The 18820-nt window shown below is 71.6% G+C and carries 20 protein-coding genes; 18 read left to right on the top strand and 2 right to left on the bottom strand.

The window, feature by feature from the left end:
- Positions 1 to 97 precede the first annotated feature (97 nt).
- The 8 genes from lepB (at position 98) to BIU94_RS02255 (ending at position 6771) form a co-directional block, all read left to right on the top strand.
- On the top strand, positions 98 to 841 hold the full coding sequence (gene lepB / locus BIU94_RS02290; protein ID WP_071253797.1) for a signal peptidase I: 744 nt from the start codon (positions 98 to 100) through the stop codon (positions 839 to 841).
- Positions 838 to 1536 carry a ribonuclease HII gene (locus BIU94_RS02285; RefSeq protein WP_071253795.1) on the top strand — a complete coding sequence of 233 codons (699 nt, stop codon included), beginning with the start codon at positions 838 to 840 and terminating at the stop codon, positions 1534 to 1536. The genes lepB and BIU94_RS02285 overlap by 4 nt, the downstream gene beginning before the upstream one ends.
- A gap of 159 nt (positions 1537 to 1695) precedes the next feature.
- A complete protein-coding gene (locus tag BIU94_RS02280) occupies positions 1696 to 2019 on the top strand; it encodes a DUF2469 family protein (protein WP_071253792.1) in 324 nt (107 codons plus the stop codon).
- A gap of 105 nt (positions 2020 to 2124) precedes the next feature.
- Positions 2125 to 2472 (top strand): Lsr2 family protein, encoded by a 348-nt coding sequence (locus BIU94_RS02275; protein WP_071253791.1) that lies wholly within the window; start codon positions 2125 to 2127, stop codon positions 2470 to 2472.
- A 154-nt stretch (positions 2473 to 2626) separates the two neighbouring features.
- Positions 2627 to 3016, top strand: coding sequence for a YraN family protein (locus tag BIU94_RS02270; RefSeq protein ID WP_071253789.1), 390 nt, complete (start codon positions 2627 to 2629; stop codon positions 3014 to 3016).
- Entirely contained in the window at positions 3013 to 4533 is a 1521-nt protein-coding gene (locus tag BIU94_RS02265) for a YifB family Mg chelatase-like AAA ATPase (protein WP_083404532.1), read from the top strand. Before BIU94_RS02270 ends, BIU94_RS02265 begins: the two co-directional genes overlap by 4 nt.
- Entirely contained in the window at positions 4530 to 5774 is a 1245-nt protein-coding gene (gene dprA, locus BIU94_RS02260; protein ID WP_175472139.1) for a DNA-processing protein DprA, read from the top strand. The genes BIU94_RS02265 and dprA overlap by 4 nt, the downstream gene beginning before the upstream one ends.
- Positions 5775 to 5799: 25 nt before the next feature.
- The gene (locus BIU94_RS02255) at positions 5800 to 6771 is read left to right on the top strand and encodes a tyrosine recombinase XerC (RefSeq protein WP_071253787.1); all 972 of its coding nucleotides are present in this window, start codon (positions 5800 to 5802) and stop codon (positions 6769 to 6771) included.
- A 125-nt stretch (positions 6772 to 6896) separates the two neighbouring features.
- Here the strand turns inward: BIU94_RS02255 and BIU94_RS16940 are convergent, their stop codons facing one another.
- The gene (locus tag BIU94_RS16940) at positions 6897 to 7478 is read right to left on the bottom strand and encodes a M23 family metallopeptidase (RefSeq protein WP_175472138.1); all 582 of its coding nucleotides are present in this window, start codon (positions 7476 to 7478) and stop codon (positions 6897 to 6899) included.
- Positions 7479 to 7946: 468 nt separating this feature from the next.
- On the opposite strand from BIU94_RS16940, the gene BIU94_RS02245 reads away from it, so the two are divergent.
- From BIU94_RS02245 to BIU94_RS02200, 10 genes are all read left to right on the top strand, one after another.
- Positions 7947 to 9389 carry a sugar porter family MFS transporter gene (locus BIU94_RS02245; protein WP_071253785.1) on the top strand — a complete coding sequence of 481 codons (1443 nt, stop codon included), beginning with the start codon at positions 7947 to 7949 and terminating at the stop codon, positions 9387 to 9389.
- Between the two features lie 334 nt (positions 9390 to 9723).
- Positions 9724 to 10641 (top strand): 30S ribosomal protein S2, encoded by a 918-nt coding sequence (gene rpsB, locus BIU94_RS02240; protein WP_071253783.1) that lies wholly within the window; start codon positions 9724 to 9726, stop codon positions 10639 to 10641.
- Between the two features lie 83 nt (positions 10642 to 10724).
- Complete coding sequence (gene tsf, locus BIU94_RS02235; RefSeq protein ID WP_071253780.1) at positions 10725 to 11552, top strand: translation elongation factor Ts; 828 nt, start codon at positions 10725 to 10727, stop codon at positions 11550 to 11552.
- Positions 11553 to 11705: 153 nt separating this feature from the next.
- Positions 11706 to 12425: a UMP kinase gene (gene pyrH / locus BIU94_RS02230; protein WP_071253777.1), complete on the top strand. Its 720-nt coding sequence runs from the start codon at positions 11706 to 11708 to the stop codon at positions 12423 to 12425.
- 47 nt (positions 12426 to 12472) lie between these two features.
- A complete protein-coding gene (frr, locus tag BIU94_RS02225) occupies positions 12473 to 13027 on the top strand; it encodes a ribosome recycling factor (protein ID WP_071253775.1) in 555 nt (184 codons plus the stop codon).
- Positions 13027 to 14037, top strand: coding sequence for a phosphatidate cytidylyltransferase (locus BIU94_RS02220; RefSeq protein ID WP_254782907.1), 1011 nt, complete (start codon positions 13027 to 13029; stop codon positions 14035 to 14037). The genes frr and BIU94_RS02220 overlap by 1 nt, the downstream gene beginning before the upstream one ends.
- Before the next feature lie 97 nt (positions 14038 to 14134).
- Positions 14135 to 14683, top strand: a complete 549-nt coding sequence (locus BIU94_RS02215) for a DivIVA domain-containing protein (RefSeq protein WP_071253916.1) — start codon at positions 14135 to 14137, stop codon at positions 14681 to 14683.
- 69 nt (positions 14684 to 14752) lie between these two features.
- Entirely contained in the window at positions 14753 to 15739 is a 987-nt protein-coding gene (locus BIU94_RS02210) for a hypothetical protein (protein ID WP_254782905.1), read from the top strand.
- A 12-nt stretch (positions 15740 to 15751) separates the two neighbouring features.
- Complete coding sequence (locus BIU94_RS02205) at positions 15752 to 16054, top strand: hypothetical protein (RefSeq protein ID WP_071253773.1); 303 nt, start codon at positions 15752 to 15754, stop codon at positions 16052 to 16054.
- Positions 16051 to 16797, top strand: a complete 747-nt coding sequence (locus BIU94_RS02200; RefSeq protein ID WP_139195903.1) for an alpha/beta hydrolase — start codon at positions 16051 to 16053, stop codon at positions 16795 to 16797. The genes BIU94_RS02205 and BIU94_RS02200 overlap by 4 nt, the downstream gene beginning before the upstream one ends.
- Positions 16798 to 16885: 88 nt before the next feature.
- Here BIU94_RS02200 and BIU94_RS02195 read toward each other — a convergent pair whose 3' ends face one another.
- The gene (locus BIU94_RS02195; RefSeq protein ID WP_071253771.1) at positions 16886 to 18724 is read right to left on the bottom strand and encodes a hypothetical protein; all 1839 of its coding nucleotides are present in this window, start codon (positions 18722 to 18724) and stop codon (positions 16886 to 16888) included.
- Positions 18725 to 18820 lie beyond the last annotated feature (96 nt).

The following is an 18820-nucleotide window of genomic DNA, read 5'->3' as shown; positions in this document are numbered from 1 at the left end:
TGCTGACGGCCCCTCGTCCATGTACGGTTGTGCACCGACGGGGGGCTTTCCCTTTGCGTCCGTCCTCTCCGACGGCGCTGCGTGAACGAGAGCGGAAATGACGGACACCACTGACGAGACCGGGCGTCGCCCTCGCACCGAGAAGAAGCGGAACGGCGCACTCACATTCCTCCGGGACCTCGTCATCATCTTCATCGCGGCATTGCTCGTGTCGTTCCTCGTCAAGACGTTCCTGATCCGGTCGTTCTACATCCCGTCGGGTTCGATGGAGAACACCCTGCAGATCAACGACCGGGTGATCGTGAACGAACTCGTGCCAGGAGCCGTGGCGCTCAAGCACGGTGACGTCGTCGTGTTCAAGGACCCGGGTGGATGGCTGACCGGCGCCGACGTCCCGAGTGTCCGCCCCGACACGCAGCCCGCCAAGGCCATCGACTGGGCCCTGACCCAGGTCGGGCTCGGCACCGGTGACAGCGACGACCACCTCATCAAGCGGGTCATCGGCCTGCCGGGGGACACGGTCTCCTGCTGCAACGACCTCGGACAGATGTCGGTGAACGGCGTTCCCATCAAGGAGCCGTACCTGAAGCTGCCGGCAGGGGCGCCGGCGTCGGCGAAGGACTTCTCCGTCACCGTGCCGAAGGGCACCATCTGGGTGATGGGCGACAACCGCAACAACTCGCGGGACTCCCGGTACAACGGCGACACACCGTCGAAGGGCTTCGTGCCCCTCTCCGACGTCACCGGTCGCGCGTTCGTCATCTCGTGGCCGACCAGCCGCTGGACCTGGCTCGACGACCACCCGGAGGTCTTCGCCGGGGTGGAGGAGCGGAAGCGGTGACCGCCGTCCGCCCCTCGCTCCGCGTCGAGAAGCGCTTGCTCGGTGAGGGGCGCGTCACGGTGATCGGCATGGACGAGGTGGGGCGCGGCGCGATCGCCGGCCCTGTCGGCGTGGGGGTGGCTGCGGTGACGATCGACGTCGGCCGGGTGCCGCAGGGCCTCGCCGACTCCAAGCTGTTGTCCGCGAGCCGCCGCACCGAACTCGTGCCCGTCGTCACGCGCTGGGCCCGGACCGCGGTGGGGATGGCCTCGGCCGAGTACGTGGACCGGCAGGGGATCGTGCCGGCGCTCGGGGCCGCGGGCGCGCAGGCGCTCGAGTCGCTCGTCGCCGACGGCCTGTCGCTGGACGGCGCCGTGGTCGTGCTCGACGGGTCGTTCGATTGGCTGAGCCGTGCCGTCCCGCCCGCGCTGCGACCGTCCACGGGCCCGCTCGAGGTCGTGGTGCGGGTCAAGGCCGACCGCGACTGCGCGTCCGTCGCTGCCGCCTCCGTCGTGGCGAAGGTCGCCCGTGACGCCGTGATGATCGCCGCCCACGACGACGCCCCGCACTACGCGTGGTCGTCGAACAAGGGGTACGGGTCGACAGCGCACTACGAGGCGATCCGCACGGTCGGCGCGCACGCCCTGCACCGGAAGACCTGGCTGCACCAGGCGTCGAGCGTCGCGCTCGACGGGTTCGACGCCCTGGTCGGCTGACGCGGTCGCCGGCTCGACGGGAGGCGCGGGTCGGCTTGACGGGGACCGGTCGGTCTGCGCGGTCGCCGGCTCGACGGGAGGCGCGGGTCGGCTCGACGGGGACCGGTCGGTCTGCGCGGTCCTCCCGTTGGTCCGCAGTCGCCGTAGACTGTGCAGGCGATGGATGAGGAAGAATTCGACGACTACGACCGCGAGGTCGAGCTTGCCCTGTACCGCGAGTACCGCGACGTCGTGTCGCAGTTCCGCTACGTGGTCGAGACCGAGCGCCGCTTCTACCTGGCGAACGAGGTCGAACTCGTGCGCCGGGACACCGAACACGACTTCTACTTCGAACTCACGATGAACGACGTGTGGGTGTGGGACGTCTACCGTTCCGACCGGTTCGTCAAGGGCGTTCGTGTGCTCACGTTCAAGGACGTGAATGTCGAGGAACTCACCTCTCGTGAACTCGAACTGCCGAAGGAACTCGCACTCGACGAGTGATCGTCAATTCCGGCGCATTCGATGAATCGCCGCCGGCACAGAACGAATGTGCATTCCGCGCGCTATTGTTGAGGGGATTTCCCTCCCCACGAACAGGAGCCGCGCATGGCACAGAAGGTCACCGTCCAGCTCGTCGACGACCTCGACGATTCCCCCATCACCTCTGGTGAGGGTCGCACCGTCGAATTCGCATTCGACGGATCGTCCTACGAGATCGACCTGTCGAACGACAACGTCGACAAGTTCCGTGAGGCGATCTCCGACTACATCGCGGCTGCCCGCAAGGTCTCCGGCCGCCGCACCGGCGGTACTGCTCCGAAGGCTGCGCCGAAGCGCGGGAACTCCGAGGAACTCGGCAAGATCCGTGACTGGGCGAAGGAGAACGGCTACGAGGTCTCGAGCCGCGGCCGCATCTCGACGCAGGTGCAGGAAGCGTACGCAGCCGCACACTGACCGTCGTGTGTTCGAAGGACCCGGGTGATCACGATCGCCCGGGTCCTTCGTCATTCCTCCACAACCCGGGTTCGACGCTGCGCTGTCCACAGACATTCATCCGTCGTGACCGTCCGAGCGGTGTTCCCGCGATCGTTGCCGCGGAGGCAACGACATGGAACAGAGAACCCACCCACACTCGACGGGCGTGCTGCGGAATGCACCACTCGGTCGGTTCGGTGAAGACCGCGCGACGTCGTGGTTGCAGGAGCACGGATTCCGGGTCGTCGATCGGAACTGGCGGTGCGCACGCGGTGAGATCGACATCGTCGCGTGGGATTCCTGCACGCTCGCGTTCATCGAGGTGAAGACCCGCTCGGGGACCGCGACCGGGCATCCGTTCGAGTCCATCACCGCGTCGAAGATGCGCCGGATGCGCGGCCTCGTGCCGGCCTGGTTCGACGCGCACCCCGAGGTGTCGGCACGGTCGGTGCGCATCGACGCCGTCGCCGTGCACGTCGACGGCCCGCGCACCGTCGTCGAGCACCTGGCCGGTGTGCTGTGACCGGCATCGGCCGTGCCGCCGCCGTCGCGCTCCTCGGGGTCACCGGACGACGCATCGAGGTCGAGGCGCACCTGACGAGCCAACTGCCGGCGTTCAGCATCATCGGGTTGCCGGACACCTCGCTCGGCGAGGCACGCGAGCGTGTCCGTGCGGCCGCTGCCAACGCGGGGTGCCCGCTGCCGGCGCGCCGCATCACGGTCAACCTCACGCCGGCGGCCATCCCGAAGCGCGGGTCCGGCTTCGACCTGGCCATCGCGATGGCGGTGCTCGCCGGGGCCGGGGTGGCTCCGGCGGTGTCGGAACGCATCGTCTACATCGGCGAGCTCGGACTCGACGGACGGGTCCGTCCCATCGCCGGGGTGATCCCGATGCTCGTCGCCGCCCGCGACGCCGGTGCCGAGCGCGTGGTGGTCCCGGTCGGCAACCTGGCCGAGGCCCGCGTGGTCGCCGGGGTCCGCACCGACGGCGTCGACTCGCTCCGAGCCGCCGCCATCGACGCCGGCGCGCTCCTGCCGCCGGTCGAAGTCGAGGCCGTGCTGCCCGTGCCGGTCCCCGCGACGCAGCGTCCGACGGCCGAACTCGCCGACGTCATCGGCAACCCCGTCGGCGTGCGCGCCGTCATCGCAGCGGCGGCAGGCGGTCACCACGCGCTGCTGCTCGGTCCACCCGGTGCGGGCAAGACGATGCTCGCCGAGCGGCTCCCCGGTCTGCTGCCCGACCTGGACGACGAGACCGCCCTCGAGGTCGCCGCCGTGCGGTCGGTCGCCGGCCTCGGCGCCGCCTCGTGGAGCACCGAGCCGCCGTGGGAGGCACCGCACCACTCCGCGTCGACGGCATCGTTGATCGGCGGCGGCTCCGGCGTGCTGCGCCCGGGCGCGGTCTCGCGGGCCACCGGGGGCGTCCTGTTCCTCGACGAGGCGCCGGAGTTCCCACGTGCCGTCCTCGACGCGTTGCGGCAGCCGCTCGAGTCGGGTCGGATCACGATCCACCGGGCCGCCGGCGCAGCCGAGTTCCCCGCGCGGTGCCAGGTGGTGCTCGCGGCGAACCCGTGCCCGTGCGGCAACGCCGGCGGGGCGCACGGGCAGCCGTGCGAGTGCGCCCCGGCGACCGTCCGCCGCTACCTCGGCCGCATGTCCGGGCCGTTGCTCGACCGGATGGACATCCGCGTGCTCGTCCCGCGCGTGACGACGAGCCGGATCCGCGGCGCTGAACCGACGCCCACGACCGCGGCCGCCCGGGCGGTCGTCGCGGCGGCGCGCGACCGGATGGCGCACCGGTTGCGGGGGACCGGGTGGACCCGCAACGCGCAGGTCACCGGAGCGTGGCTGCGGGCACCGGGTCGGATCGAACCGGGGTCGACGAAGGAGCTGGACCGGGCGCTCGAGCTCGGCACCCTGACGATGCGCGGCTGGGACCGCGTGGTCCGGTTGGCGTGGACGCTGGCCGACATCGACGAAGCGGACCGCCCCACCGCCGACCACGTCAAGGGCGCACTCGCACTGCGGAGTGCGCTGTGATCGCCGCCGTCGGTCACGGCGACGCACTGCTCGAGCGCATCGGGCGGCTGCTCGGCCCGGCGGTGTCGGACGTGGACACCGTCGCCACCGCGGCGCGCCTGGTGTGGTCGGTCGTCGTCGAACCCGGGGACGCGATCGCCGGGGAACTGCTGGCCGCGCTCGGGCCGGAGCAGGCGCTCGGAGCGGTGCTGCTCGCTGCCGAGGGGGCTCCCTCCGAGCTGGTGGACGCCTGCGTCGGTGCCGGTGTTCCCGGTGCCGAGGATCCCGTCGCGTTCGCCGACGTCCTCGGGGCTGCCGTCGAGCGCTGGCGACCACGACTCGGCACCGTGGACCCGGGCAGCGTGCTGTCGGCGGCCGAGGCGGTCGGGGCGCGGCTCCTCGTGCCGGACGGTGTCGGGTGGCCGACGGCGCTCGACGACCTCGGACCGCACGCGCCCGTCGTGCTCTGGACCCGGAGCGCCGTCGAAGCCCTCGACGCGCAGCCGTCCGTCGCGGTGGTCGGGTCGCGGGCGAACACGGTCTCGGGGGCAGAAGCGGCAGCCGAGATCACCTCGGCGGCAGCCGACGACGGGTGCACGATCGTGAGTGGCGGTGCCTACGGCATCGATGCGGTGGCGCACCGTGTGGCGATCGCCGCCGGGGCCCCGACCGTCGCGGTGCTCGCCGGGGGCATCGACCAGCTCTACCCGGCAGGCAACGTCCAGCTCCTGCAGGAGGTCGTGCGGCACGGCGCGCTGCTCGCCGAGTCGGCACCGGGGACCCGGCCGACGCGGTGGCGGTTCCTGGCACGGAACCGGCTCATCGCCGCACTGGCCGACGCGACGGTGGTGGTCGAAGCGGGCGCACGATCGGGCGCGTTGAACACCGCCAACCACGCGGGGCAGCTCGGCCGGCCGGTGTTCGCGGTGCCCGGGGCCTTCGCGTCCTCGGCGTCGGTCGGTTGCCACCGGCTCGTGGCCCAGGGGCGGGCGCAGTTGGTCGTGCACCCCGGCGACCCGACGAGCGCGCTCCGCGGCGGCGCGGAGCACGTGTCGAGTGCGGTGCCCGACGAGCCGCTCGTGTCGGTGCACCGCGACCCCGAGGTGGTCCGGGTGCTCGACGCCCTCGGACGCCGAGCACTGTCCGAGGCCGAGCTCGCGCGTCGGTCGGGGTTGTCGATGGGCGAGACCGCCGACGCCCTCGCGCTCGCGCAGCTGCAGGGCCTGGTGGTGCAGCGCAGCGGCGGGTGGTGTCGGGCGTGACGGCCGGTGGTCGTACCCTGGCGACGTGGCAGAGCAGTCGGGATCGCGCGGCACAGGACGTCCGGAGCGGGCCGACCATGCAGGGCGTCGGCTCGTCGACGCGGTCGACGCGTTCCTCGCACACGCGCGGCACGCCCGCGGGCTCAGCGAGCAGACGCTGCGTGCCTACGCGAACGACCTGGAGCAGCTCACGACGTTCGCCGAGCGCAGGGGTGTCGACGGGGTCGACGGCCTGGGCCTCGAACTGCTCCGCGACTGGCTGTGGGAGGCGGACCAACGCGGGCTCGCCCGGTCCACCATCGCCAGGCGATCGTCCTCGGTCCGGGCCTTCACCCGGTGGTCGAGCGAGACCGGGGTGACCGCGGCGGACGCCGGCGTCCGACTCCGTGCGCCGAAGGGTGGTGCGCACCTGCCGCGGGTGGTGTCGGCCGACCAGGTGCGGAGCCTGCTCGACGGCCTCGGTGCCCGGGCGTCGACGGACGACCCCGGCGCGCTGCGCGACCTGGCGCTCGTCGAACTGCTCTACGCGGCGGCGATCCGCGTCAGCGAACTCGTCGGCATCGACCTGCCGGACGTCGATCGTGGTCGGCTCACCGTCCGGGTGCTCGGCAAGGGCGGCAAGGATCGCGTCGTCCCGTTCGGCACGCCGGCTCGGGACGCCCTCGAGGCGTGGACGACCCGTGGCCGCCCGGAGCTGGCGTCGCGGGCGGAGCAGCCGAGCACGGCGCTGTTCCTCGGTGACCGCGGCGGACGACTCGGGGTGCGGAGCGCCTACCGGGTCGTGGCGCGGCTGCTCGGGGACCTGCCCGGCGAGGGGCCGAGCGGCCCGCACACCTTCCGGCACACCGCCGCCACGCACCTGCTCGACGGGGGAGCGGACCTGCGGGCGGTGCAGGAGCTCCTCGGCCACGCGAGCCTCGGCACGACGCAGATCTACACGCATGTGTCGTCGGCGCGGTTGCGCGAGGTCTACCGGACGGCGCATCCCCGGGCGTGAGCGCGCAGGCGGGCATCCGCGCGGCCTCTCGTCTCCTCGTCTCCTCGTCTCCTCGTCTCCTCGGCTTCGAGACGACGGCACGAGCGTCGTCGCAGCGCGCCGAAGTGCACCGTCGCTGTCGAGCGTCACCCTCGCCACGACGACTCCGGCAGGAGCACCGGCCACGCAGCCGGCGGCAGGTACGGCGTCGGGTCGACGTAGCGGCCGTCGATCCTCGCGCCGAGGTGCAGGCACGGCGCGGCGGCAGGGCAGTGGCCGACCGACACCCGGCCGACGGCGTCCCCCCGGCGGACCTCGGCCCCGGCGGTGACGAGCGGCTGCACGGAGTCGAGGGTGCTCACCAGCCCGTCGCCGTGGTCGATCGTCACCACCGTCCGTCCTCCGACCGCGCCGGCGAACGCCACCGTGCCGTCGTCGACCGCGACCGCCGTCGTGCCGACCGCTGCCGGGACGTCGATGCCGCGGTGACCCGCGGTGTAGTCGCTCAGCGGCGGTTCCCATCCACGTTCGACGACGCGGGTGCCGGTGGGCCAGACCCACGGCGCGGGCTCGGCTGCGGCTGCGGGTGATGCGGCTACTCGCGGCCTCACGGCAGTCGGCTCGTCGCGGGGAGCCGCCGGCGACACGACGACGCCGAGCGCCCCGGCGAGCACCACGGTCGTCAGGAGTGTGGGGAGCGGCGTGCCGGAGCCGGGGAACGAAGCCATGCCGCCACCCTGGCGCTGTCGGACCGGCTGTGCGGGTGGGGCTGGTCGACCTGTGGAGGGAGGGGCGGGCCTCCCGGCCTGTGCAGGCCGAGCGCCCCGGCGCACGCGACACGATCGCGGTCGCACGACGTCGACCATGTCGCGCGGTGGCCGGCCGCGCCGTCGCACGCGGCGGACGCGACAAGGTCGCAGTCGCACGACGTCGACGATGTCGCACAGCAACCACGCACTCTGCGACGGACCACGCGACGATCGACGCGCGCATCGTCGCAGAGCCCGCGCCCGCTCCCGCGCCCGCGCCGCCCGCCCGCCCCTGCCCGCCGCAGCCCCCCCGTTTGTGACCCGAGTCCCCTCGAGGAGTACAGTCGGGGCCGCTCCGGAACACGCAACGCCGCTCGGACGGCGAACCAGCCGACCACCGGGGCACCGTGCAGCAACCCCCGCACGGCGGCAGAACCCAGGAGCATCGTGTCCAACACAGCGACCGGGCACGGCGAAGACCGTGCGTTCAAGGGGAAGGTCACCGCGTTCGCCATCGCAGCAGCGGTGGGCGGTTTCCTCTTCGGCTTCGACTCGTCCGTCATCAACGGCGCGGTCGACGCGATCAAGGGCGAGTTCGGGCTGTCCGAGGCCGCCAGCGGCTTCGCGGTCGCCTCGGCGCTGATCGGCTGCGCGTTCGGTGCGTTCTTCGCCGGGCGCCTCGCGGACCGGTTCGGCCGCACGCGCATCATGTTCTGGGCCGCCGTGCTGTTCCTGGTCTCGTCGATCGGCTCGGGCTTCGCCTTCGCCACGTGGGACTTCGTGATCTGGCGTCTCGTCGGCGGTCTCGGCATCGGGACCGCGTCGGTCATCGCGCCGGCCTACATCTCCGAGGTCTCCCCGAAGGCCATCCGTGGGCGGCTGGCCTCGTTCCAGCAGCTCGCCATCACGCTCGGCATCTTCGCCGCCCTGCTCTCCGACCAGTTCTTCGCGGTCACGGCTGGCGGCGCGTCCGAGGTCGTCGCCGGGCTGCCGGCCTGGCGCTGGATGTTCCTGGTCGGCATCGTCCCCTCGGTGGTCTACGGGATCCTGGCCATCACGTTGCCGGAGTCGCCGCGCTACCTGCTGGCGAAGGGCCGAACGGACGACGCCCGCGAGGTCATGACGAAGATCGTGCCGCGCGACACGGTGAACACGAGCCTGGAGGAGATCCAGGACGGCATCGAGAAGGAAGCGAAGCAGAAGAAGGGCTCGATCCGCGGCAACCGCTTCGGTCTGCAGCCCATCGTCTGGGTCGGCATCATCCTCGCCGTGCTCCAGCAGTTCGTCGGCATCAACGTGATCTTCTACTACTCGACGACGCTCTGGCAGGCCGTCGGGTTCAAGGAGGACCAGTCCTTCCTCATCTCCACCATCACCTCGGTGGTGAACGTCGCGGTCACCTTCATCGCGATCTTCACGGTCGACAAGCTCGGCCGGAAGCCGCTGTTGGTCGCCGGGTCCTCGGGCATGTTCGTGTCGCTGCTCATGGTCGCGATCGCGTTCTCGCAGGCGACGATCGTCGACGGCGAGCCGAACCTGCCCGGTGCCTGGGGCGTCATCGCGCTCATCTTCGCGAACCTGTTCGTCGTGTCGTTCGGAGCGACGTGGGGTCCGCTCATGTGGGTGCTGCTCGGCGAGATGTTCCCGAACCGCATCCGTGCCACCGCGCTCGGCGTCGGCTCGGCCGCGAACTGGGTGGCGAACTTCCTCGTCACGATCACCTTCCCGGTGCTCTCGAGCTTCAACCTGACGGTCACGTACGGCATCTACGCGCTGTTCGCGCTCATCTCGCTGTTCTTCGTCATCGCGAAGATCCCGGAGACGAAGGGCCGCTCGCTCGAGGAGATGGGCATCTCCGCCGAGGGCGACACCGTGTCCGCGAAGGCCTGACGCACCAGCGTCACAGCGCGGGCGCCACGCCCTGACGCACCAGCGTCACCACGCTCAGGAGGCGCGGTGCAGGTCGGACCTGCACCGCGCCTCCTGTGCGCCCACCGTCTGCTAGCATCTCCTCAGCAGTGCGCTCCGGCGCGCTGACTTCGCGTGTCCACAGCGCCGTCACCGGCGCGGCACCCGACCATCGGTCCCGCTCTCACGAGCGGGCGGTCGCGTGCCAGGGCACCAGGGACCACGACCGAGGGTCGTGGTCGACACAACCGCAACAGGTCCGCAGCGACGTGCGAGAGCACGGCTGCGCGCCGAGAAGACAGAAGGAGGACGGCACATGGCCGTCGTCACCATCCGCCAGCTGCTCGACAGCGGCGTGCACTTCGGACACCAGACCCGTCGGTGGAACCCGAAGGTGAAGCGCTTCATCCTCGCCGAGCGCTCGGGCATCCACATCATCGACCTGCAGCAGTCGCTGGCCTTCATCGACCGCGCGTACGACTTCGTCAAGGAGACGGTCGCGCACGGTGGCACGATCCTCTTCGTGGGCACCAAGAAGCAGGCCCAGGGCTCCATCGCCGAGCAGGCGACCCGCGTCGGCCAGCCGTACGTCAACCAGCGTTGGCTCGGCGGTCTGCTCACGAACTTCCAGACGGTCTCCAAGCGCCTCGCGCGCATGAAGGAGCTCGAGGAGATCGACTTCGACGACACGACGAAGGGCTTCACCAAGAAGGAGCTCCTCATCAAGAAGCGCGAGCTGGACAAGCTCCACAAGACCCTCGGTGGTATCCGCAACCTCACGCGGACCCCGAGCGCGCTCTGGATCGTCGACACCAAGAAGGAGCACCTCGCCGTCGACGAGGCGCAGAAGCTCGGTATCCCGATCATCGGCATCCTCGACACCAACTGCGACCCCGACGAGATCACCTACCCGATCCCGGGCAACGACGACGCGATCCGCTCCGTCGGTCTGCTGACCCGCATCGTCGCCGACGCCGCGGCCGAGGGCCTGAAGACCCGCCACAACGGTGGCGACGAGGACGAGGCCTCCGAGCCCCTCGCCGAGTGGGAGCAGGAGCTCCTCGGTGGCGAGGCCGCCGCCACGACCGAGGCGCCCGCCGCCCCCGTCGAAGAGAACGACGCCGACGCGCAGGTCGCAGCGAAGGAGATCGGCGAGCCGATCGCCGACGACGCGAAGAACGCGGAGCCGACGGCCGAGGCCGAGGCTGCTGCGGAGACCACCCCCGCCGAGTGAGCTGCCGGGGCGCCGGACCCGACCGGGTCCGGCGCCCCGTCTCCACTCTCCACACACTCACAGTCCAGAAAGGACTCCAGTCAATGGCAAACTTCACCGCTGCTGACGTGAAGAAGCTCCGCGAGGACCTCGGCGCCGGCATGATGGACGCCAAGAACGCCCTCGTCGAGGCTGACGGCGACTACGACAAGGCCGTCGAGCTGCTCCGCATCAAGGGTGCGAAGGCCGTCGCCAAGCGCGACGACCGCGCCACCTCCGAGGGTGTCGTCGTCGCCTCGAGCGAGAACGGCGCCGCCACGGTCGTCGAGCTCGCGAGCGAGACCGACTTCGTCGCGAAGAACGAGAAGTTCACGACGCTGGCCGACAAGGTGCTCGGGGCCGTCTCGGCCGCCGGTGCCGCCGACGTCGCCGCCGCGAACGCCGCCCCGCTGGACGGCAAGACCGTCCTCGAGGTCGTCAACGAGGCCGCCGCCGCGCTGGGCGAGAAGCTCGAGGTCCGCACGGTCCGCCGTGTCGAGGGCTCGGCCTTCGAGATCTACCTGCACAAGACCAGCCAGGACCTGCCGCCGCAGATCGCCGTCGTCATCGCCTACGAGGGCGACAACGCCGCCGAGGCGCGCTCGATCGCCCAGCACGTCGCGTTCGCGAACCCGTCGTACCTGACGCGCGAGGACGTCCCGGCCGACGCGATCGAGAAGGAGCGCGCGACCGTCGAGGCGATCACGCGCGAGGAGGGCAAGCCGGAGGCCGCCCTGCCGAAGATCGTCGAGGGTCGTGTCAACGCCTTCATCAAGCAGGTCGCGCTCCTCGACCAGGACTACGCGAAGGACAACAAGATCTCCGTCGCGAAGGCCGCCGAGAACGCCGGCATCACGATCCAGGGCTTCGCCCGCGTCAAGGTCGGCGCGTAACGAACCCGTGACGGGGTCAGGAACCAGGTTGGTTCCTGACCCCGTTTTCGCGCGCTCGTGCGCGCGGACCCGGCCTGGAGGCACGACGTGCGTCCGCCGGACCGGCTGCGGCCGGGTAGATTCCCACGAGACATCGACGAAGGGTGCGACCAGATGACCGACGAGAAGACCGGACGACGCCGGGTCCTGCTGAAGCTCTCGGGAGAGGCCTTCGGTGCCGGGTCCCTCGGCGTGAACCCCGACGTGATCGGCTCGATCGCCCGGGAGATCGCCGTGGCGGCACAGGACGTCGAGATCGCGATCGTCGTCGGCGGGGGCAACTTCTTCCGCGGCGCGGAGCTCTCGCAGCGCGGCATGGACCGCGGCCGCGCCGACTACATGGGCATGCTCGGCACGGTGATGAACGCGCTCGCGCTGCAGGACTTCCTCGAGCAGGCCGGTGCCGCGACCCGCGTGCAGTCCGCCATCTCGATGACCCAGGTCGCCGAGTCGTACATCCCGCGACGCGCCGAGCGGCACCTCGAGAAGGGCCGCGTCGTCATCTTCGGCGCCGGCGCCGGGCTGCCCTACTTCTCCACCGACACGGTCGCGGCGCAGCGTGCGCTCGAGATCAAGGCGGACGAGGTCCTCGTCGCGAAGAACGGCGTCGACGGGGTCTACACCGCCGACCCGAAGAAGGACGCCACGGCCGAGAAGCTGCACCACGTGACGTACCAGGACGCCCTGCTCAAGGGCCTCAAGGTGGTCGACGCGACCGCGTTCTCGCTCTGCATGGACAACGGCATGCCGATGCACGTCTTCGGCATGGAGGGCGAGGGCAACGTCCAGGCCGCCATCCGGGGCGAGCGCATCGGCACCGTGGTCAGCAACTGACCTGCCGCGCTGACTAGACTCGACGCCAGTACCGAAGGAGTAACACCGTGATCAGTGATGTCCTGACCGAAGCCACCGAGAAGATGGCGAAGGCGGTCGAGGTCGCCAAGGACGACTTCTCCACCGTCCGAACCGGCCGGATCAACGCCGCGCTCTTCCAGAAGATCCCCGTCGAGTACTACGGCACCCCGACGCCGCTCGCGCAGCTCGCCTCGCTGCAGACCCCCGAGGCCCGCACGCTCATCGTGACGCCGTACGACAAGTCGGCGCTCAAGGAGATCGAGCGTGCCATCGCGACGTTCCCGAACCTCGGCGCGAGCCCGTCGAACGACGGCGAGATCGTCCGCGTGACGATCCCGGAGCTCACGCAGGACCGCCGCAAGGAGTTCGTCAAGCTCGTGCGCGGCAAGGGTGAGGACCACAAGGTCGTCATCCGCAACATCCGCCGCCGCGCCAAGGACGACCTCGACGCGCTGAAGGGCGAGATCTCGGACGACGAGATCGCCCGCGGCGACAAGGACCTCGAGGCCCTGACGAAGAAGCACGTCGACCAGATCGACGACTCGCTGAAGAAGAAGGAAGCCGAACTCCTCGAGGTCTGATGCGCCGCCCGCAACCGGGCGGTGACCGCCCCACAGAACCGCACGGACCCGTCGACACCGGGTCCGCGAAGAAGGGGCTGCGCCAGGACTTCGATGCGCGTGCCCGAGCGGCGCGCACCGACTTCGAGGCGCAGCTCCGGCAACGCCGGGCCGACCTCGGCGCGCGCAACGAAGCACTGACGGCGCGGACCGGGCGCAACCTGCCGGCGGCGATCGGCATCGCGCTCGCGTTCGCCGTGGTCATGCTCGGCTCGCTGCTCCTCTGGACGCCGTCGTTCATGGTCGTGGCGGCGTTCCTGCTCGGCGTGGGCGTCTACGAGCTGACGAGCGCGATGCGGTTCGCCGGTCGCGACGTGCCGCGGATCCCGAGCGTCGCGGTCGCGATCGCGATCGTGCCGGCGTCGTTCCTGTACGGACAGGTCGCCGCGCTGTTCACGTTGCTCGGCGGCATCGTCCTCATCAGCCTCTGGCGGCTGGTCGAGGTCGCGGTGGCGCGGCAGAAGCCCTCCGCCGGCAACGTCTTCCGCGACCTCACGAACGGCTTGTTCGTGCAGGCGTACATCTCGCTGCTCGGCGCCTGCGTGGTGCTGCTCTCCGCGCAGCCGCAGGGCAACCTCTGGGTGATCGGGTTCATCCTGGTCGTCGTCGCCGTGGACACCGGGGCGTACGCGACCGGGCTCAACCTCGGCAAGCACCCGATGGCGCCGCGGATCAGCCCGAAGAAGACCTGGGAGGGCTTCGCCGGCTCCGTCGCGGCGAGCATCGTCGTCGGCATCCTCGTGAGCTGGCTCATGCTCGGCCTGCCCTGGTGGACCGGTGTGGTGCTCGGTGTGCTCATCTCCGGGTCGGCCACGCTCGGCGACCTGACCGAGTCGATGATCAAGCGCGACCTCGGCATCAAGGACATCTCGTCGTTCCTGCCCGGGCACGGGGGACTGCTCGACCGGATCGACAGCATCCTGCCGTCCGCAGCCGTCGGGTACGTGCTGTACCTCATCGTCAACCACTGATCGTCGTCGGCCGCTGATCGTCGCCGGCGGCACCGTCACGGCGTCGTCCTCAGCGCGTCCAGGTTGTGCCACGGTGACGGACTGGCAGAATGTCGCCGTGGCAACCACCTTCCCGACCGCAGCCCGGTCCGCACTCGGTTACGACGTCGACGAGGTCGAGCGGTTCCTCGAGGACGCCCGTCGTGCGTACTCCGCCGACGACAGCGCCCCCGGGATCGAGGCCGCGAAGATCCGCGCGACGGCCTTCTCGATGCGGAAGGGCGGCTACTCGACGTCGCACGTCGACGCCGCGCTCGAGCGCCTCGAGGACGCCTTCGCCGCACGTGAGCGCGAGCGCGAGATCACCGAGGTCGGACAGAAGGCCTGGTACGCCGAGGCCCGGACCAAGGCGTCCGACGTCGTGGCGCGACTCGAACGGCCGGACGGGCAGCGGTTCCACCGGGTGAGCTTCCTCGGCACCGGGTACCACCCGAAGGACGTCGACGCGTTCGCCGAACGCCTCGCCGGGTACTTCCGCGAGGGCAAGGCCCTCAGCCTCACCGAGGTCCGCTCCGTCGTGTTCCGACCGAAGCACGGCGGCTACCGCGAAGCCCAGGTCGACGCGGTCCTCGACGCCGTCGTCGAGGTCATGCTCGCGGTCCGCTGATCCCGCTCGCGACGCGCTGGGGATCGGTGCTTCGTTTTCCGTGATCGTTCCGTTACCCTGGACCTACTCATGGGCAGGCACACGGCAGACCACAGCTCCGACCGCGATCCCCGCGAGCACCTCGGCCTCCAGGCCTCGGGTGAGCGCCGCGCGGCACTGAACCGAACCCGCAACGCGGACGCCTCGGTGCTCCGAGCGGACCCACCGGTGCTGCCGGCCGTGACCGCGCCCGTCGCCACCCCGAAGTCCGTCGCGGCGAACCGGGTCTCCGACGAGAACGTCTCGGCCTTCGCGCACGAGACCCCCCGCGTCGTGGCGACCGCGCCCGTGCGGCAGCGTCCGACCGCACGGTCGACGGCCGGTGTCAGGCCCACGGCGACCGCCTCGGTCAACACCTTCGCCCGGAAGCGCGCTCGCGTGCCCGCCATCTCGTTCTTCGGTGTGTTCCTGTTCGTCGGCGGCTCGCTCTTCAACCCGCTGCAGGCCGACGTGGCCCAGGCCGCGGTCGACACCCCGGTGCTCGTGAAGACCCCGACGAAGCCCCAGCAGTTCACCGCCGGCGGTGCCGACCTGACGGTCGCCGACCGCGACGGCTACGAGGTCACCGTGCCCGCGCCGAAGGTCAAGAAGGCGCCGAAGGTCGACGAGACCGCGGACGCCGACGACGTCGCCACCGACGGTGCCGACGACGCGACCGCCACCGACGAGCCGGTGTCCGCCAGCAACACGCTGGCCGCCGTGGCCGCCGCGCCAGACCCGGGCAGCGCGCAGGAGATCGCCCTCGCGCAGGTCACCGCCCGCGGCTGGGGCACCGACCAGTACAACTGCCTCGTCTCCCTGTGGAACAAGGAGTCGGGCTGGCGGGTCAACGCCTACAACCCGAGCGGCGCGTACGGCATCCCGCAGGCACTGCCCGGCAGCAAGATGGCCACGGCTGGTGCCGACTGGCAGACGAACCCCGCGACGCAGATCACGTGGGGCCTCAACTACATCGCGGGTGTCTACGGCACCCCGTGTGCTGCCTGGGGTCACAGCCAGGCCGTCAACTGGTACTGATCGGCAGTTCGGGTGCCGCGCAGCAACCGGCCGCGGCGTCCCCGCGGTCGCGACGTCGAGCCTGACGAGACGCCGGGCCTCGACCGGCTGATGGCGGGGTGGAAGCGCACCGAGGTCCGCCGTGGGCGGGAGTACCAGGTGCAGCCGATCTCGGTCGCCTCGGCGCAGAAGGAGTACGTCTGCCCGGGCTGCGGCGGCGCGGTCCTGCCCGGGACCGCGCACGTGGTGGTCTGGCGCACGGACGGCGTGCTCGGGGACGCGGCCGACCTCGCGTCGCGCCGGCACTGGCACAACCACTGTTGGAGCATCGCGTGACCCCGGAGCCGACGCCCGACACCGAGATCCGGTCCGCGACGGAACTGCCCGCGCGGCGCACCGACGTCGAGCTCGTCACCGACGACCACCTCGTCCTGGTCGGTGAGCTCGCCGAACCGGCGGAGCACCCGGCTCGGGGCACGATCGTCACCCTGCACCCGTTGCCGACCGCGCACGGTTTCATGGACTCCCACGTCCTGAAGAAGGCGGCGGCCCGGCTGCCCGCCCTGGCGGACATCGCCGTGCTGCGCTTCAACTTCCGCTCCGTCACGTCACCGCGCGGCACGTCCGAGGGCACCTTCGGCGACGGCGTGTCCGAGGGCTTCGACCTGCGCGCCGCCGTCGCCGAGGTCACCGACCGGGGCCTGCCGACGCCGTGGCTGGTCGGCTGGTCCTTCGGGACCGAGGTCGCGCTGAAGCACGCGCTCGAACACGTCGAGGCCGGCCGGGTCGCCGGGCTGGTGCTCCTGTCACCGCCGCTGCACCGCACCACCGACGAGGAGCTCGCCCGGTGGGCGGCCGTCCGGGTGCCCGTGGTCGCGCTCGTCCCGGAGCACGACGACTTCCTGCGGCCGGCCGAGGCGGTCGAGCGGTTCGCGCTCGCGCCGAACGTCCGGGTGGTGCCCGTCGAGGGTGCGAAGCACCTGTGGGTGGGGGAGCGGTACGTCCGGATCGTCCTCGACGCGATCGCCGACCTCGTCGTGCCGGGCAGCGCACCGCTGTCGACGCACTGGCCGGTCTGACGGACGCGGCCGGCGGACCCTGCGACCCGCCCCCTGCACGGCGCAGGCCGACCCGGAGGCGCGGGGCGGGCCTCTGGGCAGGCCTGCGTCAGTGGTCGGTGGCGTCCGTCGCGTCGTCCGCGTCCGTGGTGTCCACGGCGGGCGCCGCGCCGAGCAGCCCGGTGGCGTGCGTGAGGACGCCGCGCAGGTTCTCGAGGTAGCCGGCCACCGCGTCGCGCTCCGTCCGGATGGCCGCCAGGCGGTCCTCGGCCTCGGCGACGACGCCTGCCGTGCGCTCCTCGGCGTCCGCGACCATGCGGTGCACGCGGTCCTGCGCGTCGGCGACGATCGTGCGCGCGTGCTCCTGCGCCTCGGCGGTGCTGGTGCGCTCGAGGTCGTCGGCCTCCTGCTGCAGACGCTCGGCACGCTCGCGGGCCTCGGTCGCGCGGCGGGTGGCCTCGGCGAGCTGCAGGTTCGCCTCGTCGAGGTACTTCTGCGTCTCGGTGACCGTCTCGTGGTGCTTCTGCAGGTAGTCCTGCTCGGCGTCGTCCCGACGTGACGCGAGCTCGGACTCGAGCGTCGTCCGGGCCTCGTCACGTTCGCGGGCGATCTCGGCACGTGCCTCGTCGCGCTCCTTCGCGAGGTCGGCGCGGGCCGTGTCGATCTCCTGGCGCAGTGCGGTGCGCTCGGCCTCCAGGGTGCCGAGCTCGTTCGTCCGACGGTCCGCGATCTCGGTGTCGACCTCGGCGTGCTCGCGCTCGCGGCGCGCGGCGAGGGTGTCCTCGTGCTCGCGGACGGCGCGCTCGGCGGCGGCGTCGGCCTCGGCGCGCTCCCGGGCGACGCGGTCCTGGTGCTCCTCGAGTTCGCGGGCGATGCGCTCGGCGGTCTCCTGCACGAGCCGTGCGTTCTCGACGCGGGTCTGCTCCTCGTCGACGCGGAGCTGCGCGTGGGCCGCGCCGACCTCCTGCTCGAGGGCCGTGCGGGCGGCGGCGAGTTCGCGGTCCCACTCGGCGCGGGCGGCGGCGAGGTCCTCGTCGAGCACCCGGCGGCGGTCCGCGAACTCGCTGTCGAGCTCGTCACGGCGACGGGCGACCTCGGCGTCGAGCTCGGCGCGGCCGGACTCGAGCGCCAGCGCGTGCGCCTGCTGCTCCTCGTCGCGCTCACGGTGCCACGCTGCGCGCCCCTCGGCGACCTCGCGCTCGAGGGCCTGTCGACGTGTGGTCTCCTCGCGGTCGAGGTCCTCGGTGCGGCGCGTGTGGTCGGCCTCGAACACCGAGCGGCGGTGCTCGGTCTCGCGGTCGAGGTCCGCCGCCGCGGTGCGGGCGTCGGCGGAGGCGCGCTGTGCGGCCTCGCGCAGCTCGGCGACCTCGTGCTCGACCTGGGCGCGGAGGGCGTTCGTCTCGCGGATCGCGACCGAGCGGACCTCGGCTGCCTCGGTCAGGGCGGCGCCGCGGATGGCGGCGGCCTCGTTGCGGGCGTCCTGGGTGAGCAGCCCGGACTCGGCGCGGGCACGCTCGACGGTGTCGGCGGCCTCGGCGCGGGCGCGGGTCAGTTCGTTGGTCGCGCGGGTGCGGGCGTCCTCGAGGGTGTCGGACGCCTCGTCGCGGGCCTCGCGCAGGGTGCGCTCGGCGTCGGCGCGGCTCGAGGCGCGGAGACGCTGGGCGTCGATGTCGGCCTGGCTGATGAGGCGGGTGGACTGCTCCTCGGCCACGCGCAGCGTCGACTCGAGGCGGGTGCCGAGTCCGCTGTAGGTCGGGGTGCCGGCCTCGTCGAGCTCGCCCTGGAGCTCGGAGACGCGCGACTGCAGCAGCCGGATCTCCTTCGCGGCGTCGGCCCGGTCGGTGTTCGACTTGATGAGCTCGCGACGCAGGTCGTTCAGGGAACGGTCGACCTCGTCGCGGCGGTACCCGCGCAGCTCGGTCCCGAACTCGGCCTCGTCGTTCGCCACGTGTCGCTCCTGGTGCTCGGCGGAGGGCCCGGTCCGGGCCGCGCACCGATTGTAATGGTGCCCGGCGGGCCGCTTCTGTGACCGACGTCAGCGCGG

Origin of the sequence: Curtobacterium sp. MMLR14_006, from assembly GCF_001864985.1 — a bacterium.
In the GTDB taxonomy this organism is placed as follows: Bacteria; Actinomycetota; Actinomycetes; order Actinomycetales; family Microbacteriaceae; genus Curtobacterium.
This window is presented reverse-complemented; position numbering and strand designations above follow the sequence as displayed.

Bases quoted from the DNA above. Each gene is read 5' to 3' on its own strand.
- tsf (WP_071253780.1), top strand. From the start codon at position 10,725: ATGGCAAACTTCACCGCTGCTGACGTGAAGAAGCTCCGCGAGGACCTC.
- BIU94_RS02220 (WP_254782907.1), top strand. From the start codon at position 13,027: ATGCGCCGCCCGCAACCGGGCGGTGACCGCCCCACAGAACCGCACGGA.
- BIU94_RS02210 (WP_254782905.1), top strand. From the start codon at position 14,753: ATGGGCAGGCACACGGCAGACCACAGCTCCGACCGCGATCCCCGCGAG.
- BIU94_RS02275 (WP_071253791.1), top strand. From the start codon at position 2,125: ATGGCACAGAAGGTCACCGTCCAGCTCGTCGACGACCTCGACGATTCC.
- BIU94_RS02270 (WP_071253789.1), top strand. From the start codon at position 2,627: ATGGAACAGAGAACCCACCCACACTCGACGGGCGTGCTGCGGAATGCA.
- BIU94_RS16940 (WP_175472138.1), bottom strand. From the start codon at position 7,478: ATGGCTTCGTTCCCCGGCTCCGGCACGCCGCTCCCCACACTCCTGACG.
- pyrH (WP_071253777.1), top strand. From the start codon at position 11,706: ATGACCGACGAGAAGACCGGACGACGCCGGGTCCTGCTGAAGCTCTCG.
- rpsB (WP_071253783.1), top strand. From the start codon at position 9,724: ATGGCCGTCGTCACCATCCGCCAGCTGCTCGACAGCGGCGTGCACTTC.
- lepB (WP_071253797.1), top strand. From the start codon at position 98: ATGACGGACACCACTGACGAGACCGGGCGTCGCCCTCGCACCGAGAAG.
- BIU94_RS02280 (WP_071253792.1), top strand. From the start codon at position 1,696: ATGGATGAGGAAGAATTCGACGACTACGACCGCGAGGTCGAGCTTGCC.